The 18,085-nt window shown below is 60.6% G+C and carries 16 protein-coding genes; 10 read left to right on the top strand and 6 right to left on the bottom strand.

Annotated features, from left to right (window positions below; translation table 11 throughout):
- Nucleotides 1-59: 59 nt before the first annotated feature.
- Entirely contained in the window at nucleotides 60-1,547 is a 1,488-nt protein-coding gene (locus tag KCG88_RS09900) for a helicase HerA-like domain-containing protein (RefSeq protein WP_210712304.1), read from the top strand.
- A 14-nt stretch (nucleotides 1,548-1,561) separates the two neighbouring features.
- Here KCG88_RS09900 and KCG88_RS09895 read toward each other — a convergent pair whose 3' ends face one another.
- Entirely contained in the window at nucleotides 1,562-2,017 is a 456-nt protein-coding gene (locus KCG88_RS09895; protein WP_047288781.1) for a DciA family protein, read from the bottom strand.
- A gap of 322 nt (nucleotides 2,018-2,339) precedes the next feature.
- Here KCG88_RS09895 and secA point away from each other — a divergent pair, with 322 nt between their 5' ends.
- From secA to KCG88_RS09880, 3 genes are all read left to right on the top strand, one after another.
- Nucleotides 2,340-5,081, top strand: coding sequence for a preprotein translocase subunit SecA (gene secA, locus KCG88_RS09890; protein ID WP_210712303.1), 2,742 nt, complete (start codon nucleotides 2,340-2,342; stop codon nucleotides 5,079-5,081).
- Between the two features lie 120 nt (nucleotides 5,082-5,201).
- On the top strand, nucleotides 5,202-6,419 hold the full coding sequence (argJ, locus tag KCG88_RS09885) for a bifunctional glutamate N-acetyltransferase/amino-acid acetyltransferase ArgJ (protein ID WP_015636776.1): 1,218 nt from the start codon (nucleotides 5,202-5,204) through the stop codon (nucleotides 6,417-6,419).
- A 115-nt stretch (nucleotides 6,420-6,534) separates the two neighbouring features.
- Entirely contained in the window at nucleotides 6,535-7,479 is a 945-nt protein-coding gene (locus KCG88_RS09880) for a Nudix family hydrolase (RefSeq protein WP_210712302.1), read from the top strand.
- Nucleotides 7,480-7,590: 111 nt separating this feature from the next.
- On the opposite strand, the gene KCG88_RS09875 is transcribed toward KCG88_RS09880, so the two are convergent.
- From KCG88_RS09875 to KCG88_RS09865, 3 genes are read right to left on the bottom strand one after another with little or no spacing between them, the layout of a single operon-like run.
- Nucleotides 7,591-8,166 carry a cob(I)yrinic acid a,c-diamide adenosyltransferase gene (locus KCG88_RS09875; RefSeq protein ID WP_210712301.1) on the bottom strand — a complete coding sequence of 192 codons (576 nt, stop codon included), beginning with the start codon at nucleotides 8,164-8,166 and terminating at the stop codon, nucleotides 7,591-7,593.
- Between the two features lie 2 nt (nucleotides 8,167-8,168).
- A complete protein-coding gene (locus KCG88_RS09870) occupies nucleotides 8,169-10,205 on the bottom strand; it encodes an ATP-binding protein (RefSeq protein WP_047288773.1) in 2,037 nt (678 codons plus the stop codon).
- Between the two features lie 45 nt (nucleotides 10,206-10,250).
- Nucleotides 10,251-11,168, bottom strand: coding sequence for a putative 2-dehydropantoate 2-reductase (locus KCG88_RS09865; RefSeq protein WP_047288771.1), 918 nt, complete (start codon nucleotides 11,166-11,168; stop codon nucleotides 10,251-10,253).
- A 143-nt stretch (nucleotides 11,169-11,311) separates the two neighbouring features.
- Here KCG88_RS09865 and KCG88_RS09860 point away from each other — a divergent pair, with 143 nt between their 5' ends.
- Nucleotides 11,312-11,797 (top strand): YajQ family cyclic di-GMP-binding protein, encoded by a 486-nt coding sequence (locus tag KCG88_RS09860; protein ID WP_011063029.1) that lies wholly within the window; start codon nucleotides 11,312-11,314, stop codon nucleotides 11,795-11,797.
- A 136-nt stretch (nucleotides 11,798-11,933) separates the two neighbouring features.
- Nucleotides 11,934-12,773 (top strand): mechanosensitive ion channel domain-containing protein, encoded by an 840-nt coding sequence (locus tag KCG88_RS09855; protein WP_047288769.1) that lies wholly within the window; start codon nucleotides 11,934-11,936, stop codon nucleotides 12,771-12,773.
- Nucleotides 12,774-13,050: 277 nt separating this feature from the next.
- On the opposite strand, the gene KCG88_RS09850 is transcribed toward KCG88_RS09855, so the two are convergent.
- Nucleotides 13,051-14,367, bottom strand: coding sequence for an OprD family porin (locus KCG88_RS09850; RefSeq protein WP_047288767.1), 1,317 nt, complete (start codon nucleotides 14,365-14,367; stop codon nucleotides 13,051-13,053).
- 930 nt (nucleotides 14,368-15,297) lie between these two features.
- Here KCG88_RS09850 and KCG88_RS09845 point away from each other — a divergent pair.
- Together KCG88_RS09845 and KCG88_RS09840 are read left to right on the top strand one after the other, a co-directional pair.
- Complete coding sequence (locus tag KCG88_RS09845) at nucleotides 15,298-15,723, top strand: HIT domain-containing protein (RefSeq protein ID WP_047337645.1); 426 nt, start codon at nucleotides 15,298-15,300, stop codon at nucleotides 15,721-15,723.
- A gap of 3 nt (nucleotides 15,724-15,726) precedes the next feature.
- Nucleotides 15,727-15,933, top strand: coding sequence for a SlyX family protein (locus tag KCG88_RS09840; RefSeq protein WP_047337644.1), 207 nt, complete (start codon nucleotides 15,727-15,729; stop codon nucleotides 15,931-15,933).
- Between the two features lie 59 nt (nucleotides 15,934-15,992).
- Here the strand turns inward: KCG88_RS09840 and KCG88_RS31125 are convergent, their stop codons facing one another.
- Nucleotides 15,993-16,598, bottom strand: a complete 606-nt coding sequence (locus KCG88_RS31125; RefSeq protein WP_011063024.1) for a cold-shock protein — start codon at nucleotides 16,596-16,598, stop codon at nucleotides 15,993-15,995.
- 464 nt (nucleotides 16,599-17,062) lie between these two features.
- Between KCG88_RS31125 and KCG88_RS09830 the strand changes: the two genes are divergently transcribed.
- On the top strand, nucleotides 17,063-17,536 hold the full coding sequence (locus KCG88_RS09830; RefSeq protein ID WP_011063023.1) for a Dps family protein: 474 nt from the start codon (nucleotides 17,063-17,065) through the stop codon (nucleotides 17,534-17,536).
- 252 nt (nucleotides 17,537-17,788) lie between these two features.
- Nucleotides 17,789-18,010, top strand: coding sequence for a zinc ribbon domain-containing protein (locus tag KCG88_RS09825; RefSeq protein WP_010457489.1), 222 nt, complete (start codon nucleotides 17,789-17,791; stop codon nucleotides 18,008-18,010).
- Nucleotides 18,011-18,085: the final 75 nt, after the last annotated feature.

Here is an 18,085-nt window from a genome sequence, read left to right as displayed (position 1 = left end):
TGATCCATCATTTATTCATATCGACCGTGTAAGGCCAAAGATTAACCAGGGGTGACAAAATGCCTGACTCATCGCAACTCGTAATCGGTGCCGGCCTCGATGGCCAGCCGATCGCCCAGGCCATGCGCCTGGCCAACCGCCACGGTCTGGTGGCGGGCGCCACGGGCACCGGCAAGACCGTCACCCTGCAGCGCCTGGCAGAAGCCTTCAGTGATGCCGGGGTGGCGGTATTCGCCGCGGACATCAAAGGCGACCTCTGTGGGCTGGGTGCTGCGGGCAACCCCCAGGGCAAGGTTGCCGAGCGGATCGCCGGCATGCCCTGGCTCAAGCATCAACCACAGGCCTATCCGGTAACCCTGTGGGATATCCATGGGCAAAGCGGTCATCCTCTGCGCACCACCCTGAGCGAAATGGGCCCGCTGCTGTTGGGCAGTTTGCTGGAACTCACCGACAGCCAGCAGTCGGCGTTGTATGCGGCGTTCAAGGTGGCTGATCGCGAAGGCCTGTTGCTGCTCGACCTGAAGGACCTCAAGGCGCTGCTCAACCACCTCAAGGACAACCCGCAACTGCTCGGGGACGATGCTGCGTTGATGACCACCGGTTCCAGCCAGGCGCTGTTGCGGCGCCTGGCGACCCTGGAGCAGCAGGGCGCCGAAGCACTATTCGGTGAGCCGGCGTTGCAGTTGGAGGACATTCTGCAGCCGGCCGCCGATGGTCGTGGGCGGATTCATCTGCTCGATGCCAGCCGCCTGGTGCATGAGGCGCCGAAAGTCTATGCGACCTTCCTTTTATGGCTGCTGGCCGAGCTGTTCGAGCAACTGCCGGAGCGGGGCGATGCGGACAAGCCGCTGCTGGCGCTGTTCTTCGACGAAGCGCACCTGCTCTTCGCCGGTACTCCCAAGGCCTTGCAGGACCGGCTGGAGCAGGTGGTGCGGCTGATTCGCTCCAAAGGTGTGGGGGTGTATTTCGTTACCCAATCGCCCGGGGACCTGCCGGACAATGTCCTGGCTCAATTGGGATTGCGTATCCAGCATGGCTTGCGGGCCTTTACTGCCAAGGAACAGAAGTCCCTGCGCGCCGTGGCGGATGGTTTCCGACCCAACCCGGCCTTCGATGCGCTGGCGGTCCTGACCGAACTGGGCATCGGCGAAGCGCTGGTGGGCACCTTGCAGGACAAGGGCACGCCAGAAATGGTCCAGCGGGTACTGGTGGCGCCGCCGCAATCGCGGATCGGGCCGCTGACCGAGGCCGAGCGCCAGGCCCTGATCGCCAGTTCGCCATTGCTGGGGCGCTATGACAAACCAATCGACCGCGAATCAGCCTATGAAGTGTTGCTGGGGCGCAAGGAGCTGGCACCGCAGGATCAGCAGCCCCCTGGCAAAACAGTGGCTGAAGAACCCAGCCTGGCCGACCGGGCGGGTGAGTTCCTTGGCACGGCTGCCGGGCAGGCATTGAAGTCGGCCATGCGCCAGGCGGCTAATCAATTGGGACGGCAACTGGTGCGGGGCTTGATGGGGTCCCTGCTCGGCGGCAGCAAGCGGCGCTGAAGCACAGGCTTGGGTCAGCCCCGCGGTTTGGCGTGGCTGGCCAGGCGCTCCAGGGCTGCACGCAAGTTGGGGTCGGTGATGCCCTCGGCGGTGGCCTGGATGGTTTCAGCGGCGTTGTTCGACAGGTCCATGGTGTGTCCCGTGGCCCCTTGCTGGACGGTCGGCGGTTGGACCTTGAACAGGATGCGCGTCAGGTTGCTGAACTCGTTGAACTCCAGCAGTTGACGTTGCAGGCGCTTTTGCTGATAGCGCAGGCGCGTTGCCCAGTGGCCGTCGGTGACGATCAGCAGCAGGCTGCCTTCACGCCAGGAAGCAACGTGGCAATGTTCGCGAGCGGCCGGCTGCAGCTGGCTTTCCAGCAGGCGCTGCAGATGCGCCAGGCGCTGGGCGTGGCCGAGTATGGCTTTCAGAGGCTTGGCTTCGCGAAGAAGAACGGCGGGAGCGCGTGCCGTAAGGGGGCGAAATGCCATGATCAGAAACCTGAAGTTACAGAGGCGCCATGGTAGCAGAAAGCGCCCGCCACGCCGGATCCATCGCGTGGTCGTGCTTTGATCAATTTCTGGTTCTTTGCTGATCGTAATCATTAACTTCTGGGGTCAATGGGCTTGAAGTTCAGCGAAAAGCCCTTATTTTAGGTGAGCCCCGTCACAGCGCTGTGCCAGCATCGTGGAATAACGCCACTTTCCTCACCATCGTTTCCGGGTAGAATGCTCGTTCGCATGCGGCCATGAGGGCTGCTCGGGCGACTCACGGGGCCGCCCTCCAACCCTATGTGTGGAAGATCCTGCCGATATGTTTGCGCCTTTGTTAAAGAAACTTTTTGGAAGCAAGAACGAGCGTGAAGTCAAACGCATGCTCAAGACGGTACAGATCGTCAATGCCTTCGAAGAGCAAATGGTGGCCCTTTCGGACGATCAATTGCGTGCCAAGACTGCCGAGTTCAAGGCCCGTATCGCCAAGGGTGAAACCCTCGACAAACTGCTTCCCGAAGCCTTCGCGGTCGCCCGTGAAGCCGGTAAGCGGATCATGGGAATGCGTCACTTCGATGTGCAGTTGATCGGCGGCATGACCTTGCATGAAGGCAAGATCGCCGAGATGCGCACCGGTGAGGGCAAGACCCTGGTAGCGACCCTGGGTGTGTACCTCAACGCACTGTCCGGCAAGGGCGTGCACGTGGTGACCGTGAACGACTACCTGGCTCGCCGCGACGCCAACTGGATGCGCCCGCTGTACGAGTTCCTCGGCCTGAGCGTCGGCGTGGTCACGCCGTTCCAGCCGCCTGAAGAGAAGCGTGCCGCCTACGCCGCCGACATCACCTACGGCACCAACAACGAATTCGGTTTCGACTACCTGCGCGACAACATGGCTTTCAGCATGGAAGACAAGTTCCAGCGCGAGCTCAATTTTGCCGTGATCGACGAAGTCGACTCGATCCTCATCGACGAAGCCCGTACTCCGTTGATCATTTCCGGCCAGGCTGAGGACAGCTCCCGCCTGTACACCGAGATCAACAAGCTGATCCCGCGCCTGGAGCAGCACATCGAGGAAGTGGAAGGCCAGGTCACCAAGGCCGGTCACTTCACTGTCGACGAGAAGACCCGCCAGGTCGAGCTCAACGAAGCCGGTCACCAGTTCATCGAAGAAATGCTGACCCAGGTCGGCCTGCTGGCTGAAGGCGAAAGCCTGTACTCGGCGCACAACCTGGGCCTGTTGACCCACGTTTACGCCGGCCTGCGTGCCCACAAGCTGTTCAACCGCAACGTTGAGTACATCGTCCAGGATGGGCAGGTGGTACTGGTGGACGAACACACCGGTCGTACCATGCCGGGTCGCCGCTTGTCCGAAGGCCTGCACCAGGCCATCGAAGCCAAGGAAAACCTCAATATCCAGGCCGAGAGCCAGACCCTGGCCTCGACCACCTTCCAGAACTACTTCCGTCTGTACACCAAGCTGTCCGGCATGACCGGCACCGCCGACACCGAAGCCTTCGAGTTCCATCAGATCTACGGTCTGCAGGTGATGGTGATTCCGCCGAACAAGCCGCTGGCCCGTAAGGACTACAACGACCTGGTGTTCTTGACCGCGGACGAGAAATACGCCGCGATCATCAACGACATCAAGGAGTGCATGGCCCAGGGCCGTCCGGTGCTGGTCGGCACCGCGACCATCGAAACGTCCGAGCACATGTCCAACCTGCTCAACAAGGAAGGCATCGAGCACAAGGTCCTGAACGCCAAGTTCCACGAAAAAGAAGCCGAGATCATCGCGCAAGCCGGTCGTCCGGGCGCCCTGACCATCGCCACCAACATGGCCGGTCGTGGTACCGACATCCTGCTGGGCGGCAATTGGGAAGTGGAAGTCGCGGCACTGGAAAACCCGAGCCCTGAGCAGATCGCCCAGATCAAGGCCGACTGGCAGAAGCGTCACCAGCAAGTGCTGGAGTCTGGCGGTCTGCAGGTGATCGCGTCCGAGCGTCACGAATCCCGTCGTATCGACAACCAGCTGCGTGGCCGTGCCGGCCGTCAGGGTGATGCCGGCTCCAGCCGCTTCTACCTGTCCCTGGAAGACAGCCTGATGCGCATCTTCGCCTCTGACCGGGTGAAGAACTTCATGAAGGCCCTGGGCATGCAGTCCGGCGAGGCGATCGAGCACCGCATGGTGACCAACGCCATCGAGAAGGCCCAGCGCAAGGTAGAAGGCCGCAACTTCGACATCCGCAAGCAATTGCTGGAGTTCGACGACGTCAACAACGAGCAGCGTAAAGTGATCTATCACATGCGCAACACCTTGTTGGCTGCGGACAACATTGGCGAAACCATCGCCGACTTCCGCCAGGACGTGCTCAACGCTACCGTCAGCGCCCACATCCCGCCGCAATCGCTGCCTGAGCAGTGGGACGTGGCAGGCCTGGAAGAAGCCATCCAGAGCGGCTTCGGTGTCAGCCTGCCGATCCAGCAATGGCTCGACGAAGATGATCACCTGTACGAGGAAACCCTGCGCGAGAAGCTGCTCAACGAGCTGATCGCCGCGTACAACGAAAAAGAAGACCAGGCCGGTGCCGAAGCCCTGCGCACTTTCGAGAAGCAGATTGTTCTGCGGGTACTGGACGATCTGTGGAAGGACCACCTGTCGACCATGGACCACCTGCGTCACGGTATTCACCTGCGTGGTTACGCGCAGAAGAACCCGAAGCAGGAGTACAAGCGCGAATCCTTTACCCTGTTCTCCGAGTTGCTCGACTCCATCAAGCGCGATTCGATCCGCGTGCTGTCCCACGTCCAGGTGCGTCGCGAAGACCCGGCCGAGGAAGAGGCTCGCCTGCGTCAGGAAGCCGAGGCTCTGGCCCAGCGCATGCAGTTCGAACACGCCGAGGCACCGGGGCTGGATCAGCCGGAAGCCCTGGAAGAGGGCGTCGAGGCCGATGTGGCCCTGGCCACCGTGCCAGTGCGCAACGAGCAGAAGCTTGGCCGCAATGAACTGTGCTACTGCGGTTCGGGCAAGAAGTACAAACACTGTCACGGCCAGATCAACTAAGATCCGCGCCAGACACTGAAACACCCGCGCCGTGACGGCATCAGCCGTCGCGGCGTTTTTCCATTTGCGGCACCGTCTTTTGAGACGACGGTGCAGACACCTGATAAGAGGAGCGCATTCATGGCTGTTGGTCTTGGTCCTTTGCCTACGTTGCACCCGGTTGCCGGCTTCGAGCTCGGTATCGCTTCGGCCGGCATCAAGCGCCCGGGGCGCAAGGATGTGGTGGTCATGCGTTGTGCCGAAGGTTCCACGGTGGCGGGGGTGTTCACCCTCAATGCGTTCTGCGCCGCACCGGTGATTCTGGCCAAGCAGCGTGTGCAAGGCCCGGTGCGGTATCTGCTGACCAACACCGGTAACGCCAACGCCGGCACTGGTGAGCCGGGCCTGGCAGCGGCATCCCGCACCTGCGCCAAGCTGGCGGAACTGACCGGCGTCGATGCCAGCGCCGTGCTGCCTTACTCCACCGGAGTGATTGGCGAGCCATTGCCGGTAGAGAAAATCGAAGGCGCTCTGCAAGCTGCCCTGGACGACCTGTCCGTGGACAACTGGGCTGCCGCCGCCACTGGCATCATGACCACCGACACCCTGCCCAAGGGCGCCAGCCGCCAGTTCCAGCATGATGGCGTGACCATCACCGTGACTGGCATCAGCAAGGGGGCGGGAATGATCCGCCCGAACATGGCAACCATGCTCGGCTACATCGCCACCGACGCCAAAGTCTCCCGCGAAGTGCTGCAGAACCTGTTGCTGGACGGTGCCAACAAGTCCTTCAACCGCATCACCATCGACGGCGACACGTCGACCAACGACTGCTGCATGCTGATCGCCACGGGGCAGGCCAAGCTGCCGGAAATCACCAAGGCCGAGGGCCCGCTGTTCGCTGCCCTGAAGCAGGCGGTGTTCGAGGTGTGCATGGAAGTGGCCCAGGCCATCGTCCGTGACGGTGAGGGCGCGACCAAGTTCGTCACTGTGGAAGTCAACGGCGGTGCAACTTGCCAGGAGTGCCTGGACGTGGGCTACACCGTGGCTCACTCGCCACTGATCAAGACCGCGCTGTTCGCTTCGGACCCGAACTGGGGCCGCATCCTGGCGGCAGTAGGCCGTGCCGGGGTGCCGGACCTGGATGTCAGCAAGATCGACGTGTTCCTCGGCGAAGTCTGCATTGCCAGCCGTGGCGCCCGTGCCGCCAGCTACACCGAAGCCCAGGGCGCGGCGGTGATGCAGCAGGAAGAAATCACCATCCGCATCGAACTGGGCCGTGGCGCTTGCAGCGAAACCATCTGGACCACCGACCTGTCTCACGAATACGTGAAGATCAACGCGGAATACCGCACCTAAGAACCTCGCTGGCGGTGCCGCTCCTGCTGTAGGAGCCGGCTTGCCGGCGAAGCGCAGATCCAACGCCCGGCCCGCAAGGGCCTGGCCAACATGCCTGAGCAGAGGAAGTAGTGCGGTGAAACGAGTACATGTGGCTGCGGCCGTTATCCGGGATGCCAGCGGCAAGATCCTGATTGCCCGGCGTGCCGATACTCAACATCAAGGTGGCCTGTGGGAGTTCCCCGGCGGTAAGGTCGAGCCCGGGGAGGCGGTCGAAGCGGCGCTGGCCCGCGAGCTACAGGAAGAGTTGGGCATCGCCGTCACCGCAGCGCGCCCGCTGATCAAGGTGCAGCACGATTATCCGGACAAGCAGGTACTGCTGGATGTCTGGGAGGTCTCGGCGTTCAGCGGTGAGCCTCACGGCGCCGAAGGGCAACCTCTGGCCTGGGTCACTGCTCGTGAGCTGGCCGACTATGAATTCCCCGCGGCCAATCAGCCGATTGTCGCTGCCGCGCGTCTGCCAGCCCAATACCTGATCACCCCGGAAGGCCTGGAAACCCCGACCCTGCTGCGAGGCATGCAAAAAGCCGTGGCCCAGGGCTGCAAGCTGATTCAACTGCGGGCGCCCGGCGGCTACGACCCGCAATACCGCGATCTGGCGGTGGATGCGGTGGGCCTGTGCGCCGGCAAGGCGCAACTGATGCTCAAGGGGCCCTTCGAATGGCTGGGGGATTTCCCCTCGGCGGGCTGGCACATCACTGCGGCGCAACTGCGCAAGTACGCCAGCGCCGGGCGGCCATTCGGCAAGGATCGCTGGTTGGCGGCTTCCTGCCATAACGCCGAGGAGCTGTCCCTGGCCCAGCAGATGGACGTGGACTTCGTGACCTTGTCTCCGGTACAGCCCACCCAGACCCATCCGGATGCACAGCCATTGGGCTGGCAACAGGCCGAACAACTGATCAGCGGTTTCAACAAGCCGGTGTATCTGCTGGGTGGCGTGGGGCCTGTCGAATGCCAGCAGGCCTGGGCGGCGGGTGCTCAAGGTGTAGCGGGTATCCGCGCCTTCTGGCCGCAGGATTGAAGGCATCCTCAATGGCAGCCTGGGCCCAGGTCTGCGGGAGCCGGCTTGCCTGAGAGGCATCGTCGGGTGATGTGCAAGGCTTGCAGGCCCTTTCGCCCGCAAGCCGCGTGGTCAGGGCTTGGCGGCGGCCTGCCAGAGGATTTCGGCAATGCCCTGGCGCTTGGCAATCAGTCGGGCGGCGACAAACAGCAGGTCCGACAGGCGATTGATGTAGGCCAGTCCAACCCCTTGCAAAGGCTCCACGGCATTCAGGTGCTGACAGCGACGCTCGGCGCTGCGCGCCAGGCTGCGGCAGACATGGGCCTGGGCGATCAGCGCCGAGCCGCCGGGCAGGATGAAGTTCTCCAGCGGGCCCAACTCCTCGTTCCACAGATCGATGGCCGCCTCCAGGCGCTCTACTTCGGCCTCGTTGAGGGCCTGATAGACCGGCATGGCCAGCTCGCCACCCAAATCGAACAGCCGATGCTGACAGGGCGCCAGCACTGTGATCACTTCCTCGAGCCCGGGGCAGGCACCGCTCTGCTCACCGAGGCCTGCCAGTAGCAGGCCCAATTGGCTGTTCAGGGTATCAACCTCGCCAATGGCTTCGACCCGTGGGTGATCCTTGGGCACCCGACGGCCATCCCCCAGTCCGGTTTCGCCTTTGTCGCCAGTGCGGGTGTAGATCTTCGACAAGCGAAAGCCCATGTTCAGTTCTCCAGTGGTAACGGTTCTTGGACCAGCGGCTGGCTGCTGGCCAGGGGCAGGCGCAAGGTGAAGCAAGTGCCCTGGCCGCGGGTGGACTGCACCTCCATCTGCCCCTTGTGGTTATTGGTGATGATGAAGTACGACACCGACAGGCCGAGCCCGGTGCCCTGGCCGATTTCCTTGGTGGTGAAGAAGGGCTCGAAGGTACGCTTGCGTACGTTTTCGCTCATGCCGATTCCGTTGTCCTCCACCTGGATCTCTGCCCAGGGCGGATTCAAACGGGTACGCAGGATGATACGTCCGGGTTCGCTGTCATCTTCGCGCTGATGGATGGCCTGGGCAGCGTTTTTCAGCAGGTTGAGCAGCACCTGTTCCAGTTCGTTGGCAGTGCCGGGAACCGGGCCCAGGTTCGGGTCGAACTGGCGAATGATCGCCTGGCCCTTGAAGTCGAAGCCAATGGCCAGGTCGAAGTCATTGCTGGCGATCTCCACCGCCTGGTCGATCAGCGCCGGCAGGTCGCAGGGGGCCATCTGCCGGTTGCTGCGCCGGCTGAAGCTGAGCATGTGGGTGACGATCTTCGCCGCCCGGGCTCCGGCCTGCTGAATGCCATCGAGCAGTTGCGGCACTTCGCGGCTTTCCAGGTAGCGATTGACGGTCTGCAGTTCAACACCGATCTGCTGCGCGTGCTCAAGGTTCTTTGGCAGATCGGCAGACAGTCGTCGGCGAATGTTCTGTACGTTGTGCAGGATCGCTCCCAGCGGGTTGTTGATCTCATGGGCCATGCCGGCCGCGAGGCCACCGACCGAAAGCATTTTCTCCGATTGCACCATCATCTCTTCCAGGGACAGGCGCTGGGTGATGTCGTCGATACGGATCACCACCCCGCGTCCGGCGCCCCCCATCAGGGGGTAGAAGGTCAGGGCGTAGTGCTTGGGCTCTTCGTCCTTGAACCAGGTGACACGCTCGACCTTGGTCACCGTGTGCTGTTCGACGGTTTCCTTGAGTTGCGGCAGGAATGGCTTGAGCGGTTCGAAGGCGAGGAAGATCGGCTGGTTCAGGGCTTCGTCGAGCCGGGTGCCGGACAGGGCGCTGGCTTCCTGGTTCCACTGGGTGACGTAGAGCTGTTCATCCAGCGCGATCAGCGCCGAGGGCATGGAGTCGATGATGCTGTTGAGGTAGTTCTGAAAGCCGGTGAGCTTCTTCTCGATCTTGCTACGCACCTGGACTTCCAGTTCCAGCTTGCGGTTGGTATGGCGGGTTTCCTCCGCCAGCCCCTGGGCCTGGTCGTAGGCGGCCTGGGAGTCGTCCCGGGCGCGCTTGAGCTGCTGCTCGCGAGCTTCGATACGCGACAGCATGGTGTTGAAGGCTTCTGCCAGGCTGCCGATTTCATCGTGGTTGCCCCGGGCTGCGCGCAGGGCATAGTTCTCCTCGCGGGTGACCTGGCGCGACAGTTCCTCGAGCTGGTGGATCGGCTGGGTGATCAGGCGCTTGATCTGCCGGGCGATGACCAGCCATAGCAGCACACTGAAGATCAGGATTCCCAGGCTGGCGGTCAGGGTGCCGGTGTAGAAGGCCATCGGCAGTTCGCTGGTGGCCACCAACAGCAGGTGGCCGGGGGCCTGGCCCGGGCGAGGCAGGGTGATGACCTGGTTGCTGCGAAACTCGGTCATTTGCCAGGCTTCGATATGCCGGTAGCGTTCGGGCAGCTTGAGGCGTTCGCCGTGCTGCAACTGGGCCAGGCGCTGGCCCTTGCCGTCATAGAGTGCGGCAGCCCGCAGCGGGCTATAGCTGTCGAGTTCGTTGAGCAGCTTCTCGGCATCTTCGGGGGAGTTCAGTGCCTGGATCGCCAGGGTCGGATTGGACACCAGGCGGCCAATGGTCTGCAGCGCCTGGGGCGCCATGCTTTCCTGGGAGATCCAGTAGGCCGCGCTGATAAAGGTCAGGTTGGCGACCAGCAGAACGGTGGTCAGCAGGACAAGCAGGGCGGCCAGGAGCTTTTGGCCCACTGGCAGGTTTTCGAGGCGCTGGCGCAATGGCATCGGCTATATCGCTGGAAATGAGCAAGTGGGGAGCGTAGCCGCTGCTCAGGCGCTGGGCAATCCGCGTTGCTGCAGCTGGTTCACCAGGCGCTGTTGCAACTGCTGCAGATGGGGCAGTTGCAGGCGATGCCGGGCAGCGGCTTCACAGGCGTAACCCAGCAGGTAGCTGATTTCGGTGCGCCGTCCGTTGCTGACATCCTGGTGCATTGAGGAATAGTTGGCGGCGGTGGCCAGGATCACCCGTTCCACTTCCTGTTGCAGGTTTTCCGCTGCGGCGGGCTGCCCGCAGCATTGCAGCAGCTCGCTCAGCTCGGCGCACAGGGTGGCCACTTCGCACTGATGCTGCTGCAAGCCACCGTTGCGGCAGTCGTGCAGTACCGTCAGTGGGTTGATCGCGCAGTTGAGTGCCAGCTTGCGCCAGAGCCGGGTGAGGATCTGGGTGCTCCATTCATGGGGAATGCCGCTGGCCGCCAATTCGTCGAGCCAGATCGGCGGCGTGGGGTGCCCCGAGTCCCCGAGCCAGGTGTAGCCGTGGCCGGCAAAGACCACGCGCCAGTCGCCATCGCGGAAGGCGCCCTCGGTGCTGGAGGCGGCGATGCAGCGTGCCTGGGGCACTCGGGCGGCCACGGCATCCTGGCTGCCCAGGCCGTTCTGCAGCAGGATCAGTTCGGCTCCCGGCGCCAGGCGCTGGGCGATGCTGGCCACTGCCGCCTCGGCGTCGTAGGCCTTGCAGGCCAGCAACAGGCGCTGGATGGGGGCGCTGCTGGTGCTGGTTTCTCCGGGAATTGCCAGCAGGCTGCTCTGGCCCTGTTCTACCAGGGTCAGGCCGCCGGCCGCCTGATAGGCCCGCAAGCGGGCGGCGTCACGCAAAATCAGGCGTACCGGCAAGCCGGCGCGGGCCAGGCGGGTGGCCCACAGGGTGCCGAGGCTGCCGGCGCCGAGAACATGCCAGGTGGTGGACATCAGGTTTTCGCTCTGTTTGGCCGCCCGGGGGAGGGCGCGGGGTGAAGGAGGGGAAAGACCCGTTATAATGAGCGCGGATTTTAACCGCAAGCCGGGCGTGTTCGATGTTTTGAACAGCGCCCCTTTTTATTTGGAGAGATTACATGCCGTCGTTTGACGTGGTATCCGAACTGGACAAGCACGAAGTCACCAACGCGGTGGAAAACGCCGTCAAGGAACTGGATCGCCGCTATGACCTCAAGGGCAAGGGCAGCTTCGAGTTCAAGGACAAGGAACTGACCGTCAACCTGACCGCTGAGGCCGAGTTCCAGCTTGAAGCGATGATCGAGATCCTCAAGCTGGCCCTGGTCAAGCGCAAGATCGACGTGCAGTGCCTGGAGGTCAAGGACGCCTATGCCTCGGGCAAGGTGATGAAGCAGGAAGCGGTCCTCAAGGAAGGTATCGATAAAGAACTGGCGAAGAAAATCGTCGCCCATATCAAGGATGCCAAGTTGAAAGTGCAAGCCGCCATTCAGGGCGAGCAGGTACGGGTGACCGGCAAAAAGCGTGACGACCTGCAAGAGGCCATCGCCGCCCTGCGTGCCAAAGAGTTCGGCATGCCGCTGCAATTCAACAACTTCCGCGATTGATCGGCTTCTCCGGGAACCTCTAGAGCTTATTGGCGTCCGAGGCCGGAGGAATGGCAGAAACGATTGAGCTCCCGCGGGGCTGGTCGTTCTGCCTGTCAGTCATGTGCGCCGCAACCCCGGGAATCTGGAGAAATAGATGGATTTGAACGCTGAAGTAGACAACCTGGTCCGGGCCTCCCAGGCCTGGATTCCAATGATCATGGAATACGGCAGCCGGGTGCTGCTGGCCGTCATCACCCTGGCTATCGGCTGGTGGTTGATCAACAAACTGACTCACAAAGTGGGCAAGTTGCTGGCCCTGCGCAATGCCGACCTGGCGCTGCAAGGTTTTATCAGTAGCCTGGCCAACATCATTCTCAAGATCCTGCTGATCGTCAGCGTGGCTTCGATGATCGGTGTCGAAACCACCTCCTTCGTGGCCGCGATCGGTGCTGCCGGCCTGGCCATCGGCCTGGCGCTGCAAGGCAGCCTGGCGAACTTTGCCGGTGGGGTGTTGATCCTGCTGTTCCGCCCCTTCCGTATCGGTGACTGGATCGAAGCCCAGGGCATCAGCGGTACTGTCGACAGCATCCAGATCTTTCACACCGTGCTGCGTACCGGTGACAACAAGACAGTGATCGTGCCCAACGGCAACCTGTCCAACGGCATCATCACCAACTACAACCGTCAACCGACCCGCAAGGTGGTGTTCGACGTGGGTGTGGACTATGACGCGGACCTGCAGAAGGCCCGCGAGGTGTTGCTGGAGTTGGCCAAGGATGAGCGGGTACTGGCCGATCCGGCCCCGGTAGCTGTGGTTTCTACCCTGGGCGATAGCGCCATTACCCTGTCGCTGCGGGTATGGGTCAAGACTTCGGATTATTGGGACGTGCTGTTCCAGTTCAATGAGTTGTCCCGTGATCGCTTGAAGGCAGCGGGTATTGATATTCCTTTTCCACAACGAGTGATTCGAGTGGTTCAGGAAGCTGCGGTGTAATAAGGCAGTTTCATGACTTGGCCGTTCGGTCAGCTAATGTTGTTCAAGACAAGGGGCTATCAGCCCCTTGTTTGTTTTCGATACTAGCCAATAGCAACTAGTGAATCTGCTTTCGAGGTGGAACATGGACTACCGCAAGCACTCCAGTTAGTTAGCTTGCTATTTAATTATTTATTTGGCCTGGTACTTTTACAGAGGCAAAAAAAACCGCCGCCCTGATTAGGGGCGGCGGTTCTTATTAGTGCTGCACGTTAGCGCAATCAGCTGGGCATCGATATTACAAGATGCTCAGTGGGTACTCTACGATGATGCGAACGTCGTTGTTGTCTGCGGTGTAGTCTTTGTTGTAAGCACCGTTTGCACGGTACACAGCGCTACGCAGGCGGAACGACAGGTCCTTGGCTGGACCTTCTTGCATCACGTACTTGGTTTCGAAGTTGAACTCGTTTTCCTTGCCTTCGGTGTTCGACGAAGTGGTGATGTTGTCACCCTTCACGTAACGGGCCATGAAGCTCAGGCCTGGAACACCCAGGGTCGCCATGTTCAGGTCATAGCGAGCCTGCCAGGAGCGCTCGTCTTCACCGATGAAGTCGGAGATCTGGATGGAGTTGGCGACGAAGATGGTGCCGTTGCCGTCAACACCGTACAGGTAGTTGGTGTCGCCGGTGGAACGCTGGTGGGCGATGGTGAACTTGTTCGGGCCGATGCTGTAGGCGGCCGCCAGGCTCCACAGTTTGTTGTCCAGCTTGCCGTACAGCTTCTTGCCGTCGTCTTCGGTGCGATAGCCGTTGAAGTCGAGGTTCAGCGACTGGTTATCGGCGATCGGGAAGGTGTAGTTCAGGTTGATGTACTGCTTCTTGAAGTAGTCATCGACCTTGGACGCGGCCACGCCACCGACGAAGTTATCGGTGAACTGGTAGGTAGCACCCGCGAAGTCGGCAGCGGTCAGGCCCGGGTTTTTCAGGCCGGTGTCACCGTTGCGACCGTTGATGCTGTCGTTGTACTGGCCGGTTTGCGAGCGCAGTGCAGTGAAGTGACCGGCGTTCAGTTCCAGGCCTTTGATCTCTTTGCTGGTGATCAAGGTACCGGTGGCTACTTCAGGCAGCAGACGGCTGTCGTCGGTGGAGAACACAGGGCTTGCAACCATCTGGTCGCCGTACTTGAGTACGGTGTCGGAGATGCGGAATTTGACTGCGCCGCCTACGGCCGAAGAGTCTTTTTCGGGTTGGCCGAGGCTGTTGTTGGCGGCCAGGCCGTTACCGGAGCGACCGGCACCGCCGTCGAGTTTGACCACGCCCATGGCGAAAGCATCGACACCGACGCCTACGGTGCCCTGAGTGAAGCCGGAGTTGTACTGCAGCAGTTCACTCAGGCCGGTATCTTGGCGATAGCCGCTCTTGAAAGTACCGTCGTCGCGCGCATGGTTGCCTGCACCGTTCTTGAAATCACGGTTCATGTACTCGAGACGGGTTTTGGCTGTCAGGGTGCTATCTTCGATAAAGCCTTTTGCATCGTCCTGGGAGGATGCAATTGCAAACTGCGAGGTGCCTGCTGAGACAGCCAGGGCGATCATGCTCCACTTCATCACGCGCATCGTGATTTGCTCCTTTGGTTTTTAGAAGAGTACTGCCGTCCCACCTGTTTTTTTATCTGGGCGGCTCTTTCTTTTTGTGTCGGCGCAAACTTATATCACGCTGACAATGTTGGCGATACTTGCCTATCTATCCTTTCAGCTTCTTTACGGGCCTGTCGCAATTCGCTCGATAGGTGTCGTAATTCTGCAGTCAGTCTGTATCCAGGCCGACAACTTTCAGCAGTGTTTTTCGAAGCCGAGAATGAAGGAAACAAGTCCCCATGCACACACTCTAAAAAGCACCGCGGGGCAGCCCTGCCACTATTATTATGAGTCTGTAAGGCCTGACTTCCGTTAGACCGTTGCAGACGATGCGGGGTTGAATGCAACAAGCGTGCACAAACTGAATTTAGCCACCCATTTTTCTTCAAAGAGCCGTTCGGCCCTGTAAAAACCGCATAAAACCGCTGTTTCAAGGGGCGTTTTGTTTGGCTTGACTCTGTGGTTTTCCTGGTGCAGGGCTGTGCATTAAGTTGCACAGTGCGGCGAAACGTTACCGCTGCACACTGCAAAGTGAGTAAACGGCGGATGCTTGAGGAATTCAGCGTAGACCGCCTGTGCGATTCTGGTGCAAAACTTTTGCAACGCTGTGCACGATTCATACAGTCAGGCCCAGGCAGAATGAGGGGCGCAAGGGGTGGATCGGGTCATTTTCCGGATGGGTTGCGGGTTGTGGGCGCAAATGGTGCGAGGCACGAGGAAATGTCCTGCTGTGGGGCGTGGCCTTTGCATTGCGGTCGGCTCCTTGCCGTGCCTGAGTGTGTGCTGTCCGGTCTCTGGCTCATTGGTCATGAAGCGCAGGGCATTCGCAGGTATGCTGCGCGTCTGTCGCCTGGCAGGAGTCCGTCTACTGGACGCCGGGCTGAAACAAGCTGAGCGGGAGTAAACGCGGTGTTCACTTTAGATTCACGGCTGCAACAAGACACATTGACCCTCGGGGATTTCCCCCTCTGCCGGTTGTTGCTGTCCAATGACGCCAACTATCCCTGGTTCATCCTGGTGCCGCGTCGCGAGGATATCAGCGAGTTGTTTCAACTGGATGTCACCGACCAGCAACAGCTATGGCAGGAAACCACCGCGCTGGCCGAGTTGCTCAAGGATTCGTTCGATGCCGACAAGTTGAATGTGGCGACCTTGGGCAATGTGGTGAGCCAACTGCATATGCACGTGATCGTGCGCAAGCGTGATGATGCGGCGTGGCCGGCACCGGTATGGGGCAAGCATCCGGCCAAGCCTTACAGCGCCGAGCAAGTGGCGGCGATCCGTGAACGCCTGCGGTTGGTGCTGACCGATGACTTTCAGTTTCTGGAGGGGTAAGGCATGAGTCTGCAAGAGCGTGTAACCGACCTGGAGAGCCGCCTGGCGTTTCAGGATGACACCATCCAGGCCTTGAACGATGTGCTGGTGGCGCAGCAGAGGGCAGTGGAGCGTCTGCAGTTGCAGATGGCGGCATTGCTCAAGCGCCAGGAAGAAATGGTCGGGCAGTTCGAGTCGTTCGAAGAGCAAGTGCCACCGCCTCATTATTGAGGGGGGATCGTTGGCCAAAAAAAAACCGCGCCTGGGCGCGGTTTTTTATGGGCGGCCGATCAGCGGCGCGGCAGCGCGGCAATCACGTCTTCGGCTTGCAGGCCCTTGTCACGGTTCATTACCGAGAACTCCACGCGCTGGCCTTCCACCAGGACACGATGGCCTTCTCCGCGAATGGCGCGAAAGTGCACGAAAATATCATCGCCGGAATCCCGGGAGATAAAGCCGAAGCCCTTGGAGGTGTTGAACCACTTCACGGTGCCGGTATCACGATTGCTCATATCGTAGCTTGGCGTGGCTGACGCGGAAGGTGATGACTTGTAGAAGCTGATGGCCAGGTGCAGGACTACGGCGATCAGTGCAGTCAACAAGCTGACCAGAACCGCCGGTTGGCCGCCAATGACTGGCATGGGGGCCAGCAGGGTGAGGGTTTGCAGTACAACGACCAGCACCAGCAGGGCGCTGACCAGGTTTTGCAGGTGATGACGAGAACCTTTGTTCCAGTAGGGAATAACTGGAGCCAGGATCAGGTTGAGCAGGCCGAAAAGGGCCAGGTAAAGAGCATCGGGTTGTTGCAGGTAGGGAACCGCGTCAGATCTCAGACTCGGAATCAAGGACAGCAGCAAAGCTGCAATGCCTGTCAGCAGGTGGACGATTTTCAACATTTTGATTAACTCACGTTAAGAAGGAAGCACAAGGAGGAGCTGATCACGCACGGTTCGCTTCTGAACAAATAGGTGAGGCGGTGGTTACGTACGCGGTGTCAGCCTATGCGCGCTGGCCGAAGAAATAGGCAACAGCGACACGGGCTCTATTTAACAGCAAAGCCCAGGCCTTCTCAAATCAGCAGCGGGGCCCGGCCCGGGCGTATAAATGAGCGCTTCTGCAGACTGAGCTCGGACAATCGGGCAAACGCCTGTTCTAGACAGATGGCGGTGATTTTTCCAAGGAACGTCGGATTTCTGCTGCTGTCTGAACTGACTCGAACTCAGTGAGGTTTATCCCGGGCCGGGCCACGGGACAATCCACCGCAGGCCGATTGACGATCCCGGGCGGCGCGGGGGCGGTACTCTTGCTAGAGTGGTCCGGCAGATGAGTGGGTGAATCCATCCCGATAACGGAGAGAAACATGGCAATTGATATCGGTATCAGCGAAGAAGATCGTAAATCCATCGTCGACGGTCTTTCCCGTCTGCTTTCGGATACCTACGTGTTGTACCTGAAAACCCATAACTTCCATTGGAACGTCACCGGCCCGCAATTCCGTACCCTGCACTTGATGTTCGAAGAGCAGTACAACGAACTGGCCCTGGCAGTGGACCTGATCGCCGAACGCATTCGCGCCCTGGGCTTTCCGGCTCCGGGGGCCTATTCCATCTATGCCCGGCTGTCCTCGATCAAGGAAGAGGAAGGGGTGCCTGCCGCTGAGGAAATGATCAAGCAACTGGTCGCGGGCCAGGAAGCAGTGACCCGTACCGCCCGTGGCATCTTTCCGTTGCTGGACAAGGTCAGCGACGAACCCACGGCGGATCTGCTGACCCAGCGCATGCAGGTGCATGAAAAAACTGCGTGGATGCTGCGCTCTTTGCTGGAAAACCGTTAAGCCCGCTCCTGCGAATGGCGTCCTGTACGCCGTTCGCACCCTCGACTAAGCAGACAGCACCCGCGTTCTCCAGACCTTCCGGGGTTGCAGCCCGGATAGATGCCTGACGGTCGGTGACGCCCGCCATGGGGTCATACGGCTGCACAGGGCCGATTTAATGGATATAATCCCGCTCTTTGCTACGTAGCCCGGGCTTTGGCGTGGGCTCTGGCTGTAGTTCAAGCAGTAATCTGGATTGCCGAGACGCCCCCCATGCCCATGTACGACTATCAATGCGCTTCCTGTGGTCATCAGTTGGAAGCCATTCAAAAGATCAGCGCCGCGCCGCTGGTCGACTGCCCTGCCTGCCAGGCGCCCGAGCTGAAAAAGATGCTTTCCATGCCTGGTTTCCGCCTGAGCGGCACCGGCTGGTACGAAACCGACTTCAAGACCGGCTCCAAGAAGAACCTGGCCGGTGGCGACAAAGCTGACTAAGTTGAACGACACGCGCGAGTTCTTGCACTATCCGGCACCTTGAGGTGCGCAAGGCCTCCATCGAATTTCGAATTA

This window comes from Pseudomonas sp. MWU349, from assembly GCF_017947325.1.
GTDB lineage: Bacteria > Pseudomonadota > Gammaproteobacteria > Pseudomonadales > Pseudomonadaceae > Aquipseudomonas > Aquipseudomonas protegens.
This window is presented reverse-complemented; position numbering and strand designations above follow the sequence as displayed.

What these genes read in the sequence shown, in the direction of transcription:
- KCG88_RS09900 (WP_210712304.1), top strand. Translation starts at nt 60, where the DNA reads ATGCCTGACTCATCGCAACTCGTAATCGGTGCCGGCCTCGATGGCCAG.
- KCG88_RS09895 (WP_047288781.1), bottom strand. Translation starts at nt 2,017, where the DNA reads ATGGCATTTCGCCCCCTTACGGCACGCGCTCCCGCCGTTCTTCTTCGC.
- secA (WP_210712303.1), top strand. Translation starts at nt 2,340, where the DNA reads ATGTTTGCGCCTTTGTTAAAGAAACTTTTTGGAAGCAAGAACGAGCGT.
- argJ (WP_015636776.1), top strand. Translation starts at nt 5,202, where the DNA reads ATGGCTGTTGGTCTTGGTCCTTTGCCTACGTTGCACCCGGTTGCCGGC.
- KCG88_RS09875 (WP_210712301.1), bottom strand. Translation starts at nt 8,166, where the DNA reads ATGGGCTTTCGCTTGTCGAAGATCTACACCCGCACTGGCGACAAAGGC.
- KCG88_RS09870 (WP_047288773.1), bottom strand. Translation starts at nt 10,205, where the DNA reads ATGCCATTGCGCCAGCGCCTCGAAAACCTGCCAGTGGGCCAAAAGCTC.
- KCG88_RS09865 (WP_047288771.1), bottom strand. Translation starts at nt 11,168, where the DNA reads ATGTCCACCACCTGGCATGTTCTCGGCGCCGGCAGCCTCGGCACCCTG.
- KCG88_RS09860 (WP_011063029.1), top strand. Translation starts at nt 11,312, where the DNA reads ATGCCGTCGTTTGACGTGGTATCCGAACTGGACAAGCACGAAGTCACC.
- KCG88_RS09855 (WP_047288769.1), top strand. Translation starts at nt 11,934, where the DNA reads ATGGATTTGAACGCTGAAGTAGACAACCTGGTCCGGGCCTCCCAGGCC.
- KCG88_RS09850 (WP_047288767.1), bottom strand. Translation starts at nt 14,367, where the DNA reads ATGCGCGTGATGAAGTGGAGCATGATCGCCCTGGCTGTCTCAGCAGGC.
- KCG88_RS09840 (WP_047337644.1), top strand. Translation starts at nt 15,727, where the DNA reads ATGAGTCTGCAAGAGCGTGTAACCGACCTGGAGAGCCGCCTGGCGTTT.
- KCG88_RS31125 (WP_011063024.1), bottom strand. Translation starts at nt 16,598, where the DNA reads ATGTTGAAAATCGTCCACCTGCTGACAGGCATTGCAGCTTTGCTGCTG.
- KCG88_RS09830 (WP_011063023.1), top strand. Translation starts at nt 17,063, where the DNA reads ATGGCAATTGATATCGGTATCAGCGAAGAAGATCGTAAATCCATCGTC.
- KCG88_RS09825 (WP_010457489.1), top strand. Translation starts at nt 17,789, where the DNA reads ATGCCCATGTACGACTATCAATGCGCTTCCTGTGGTCATCAGTTGGAA.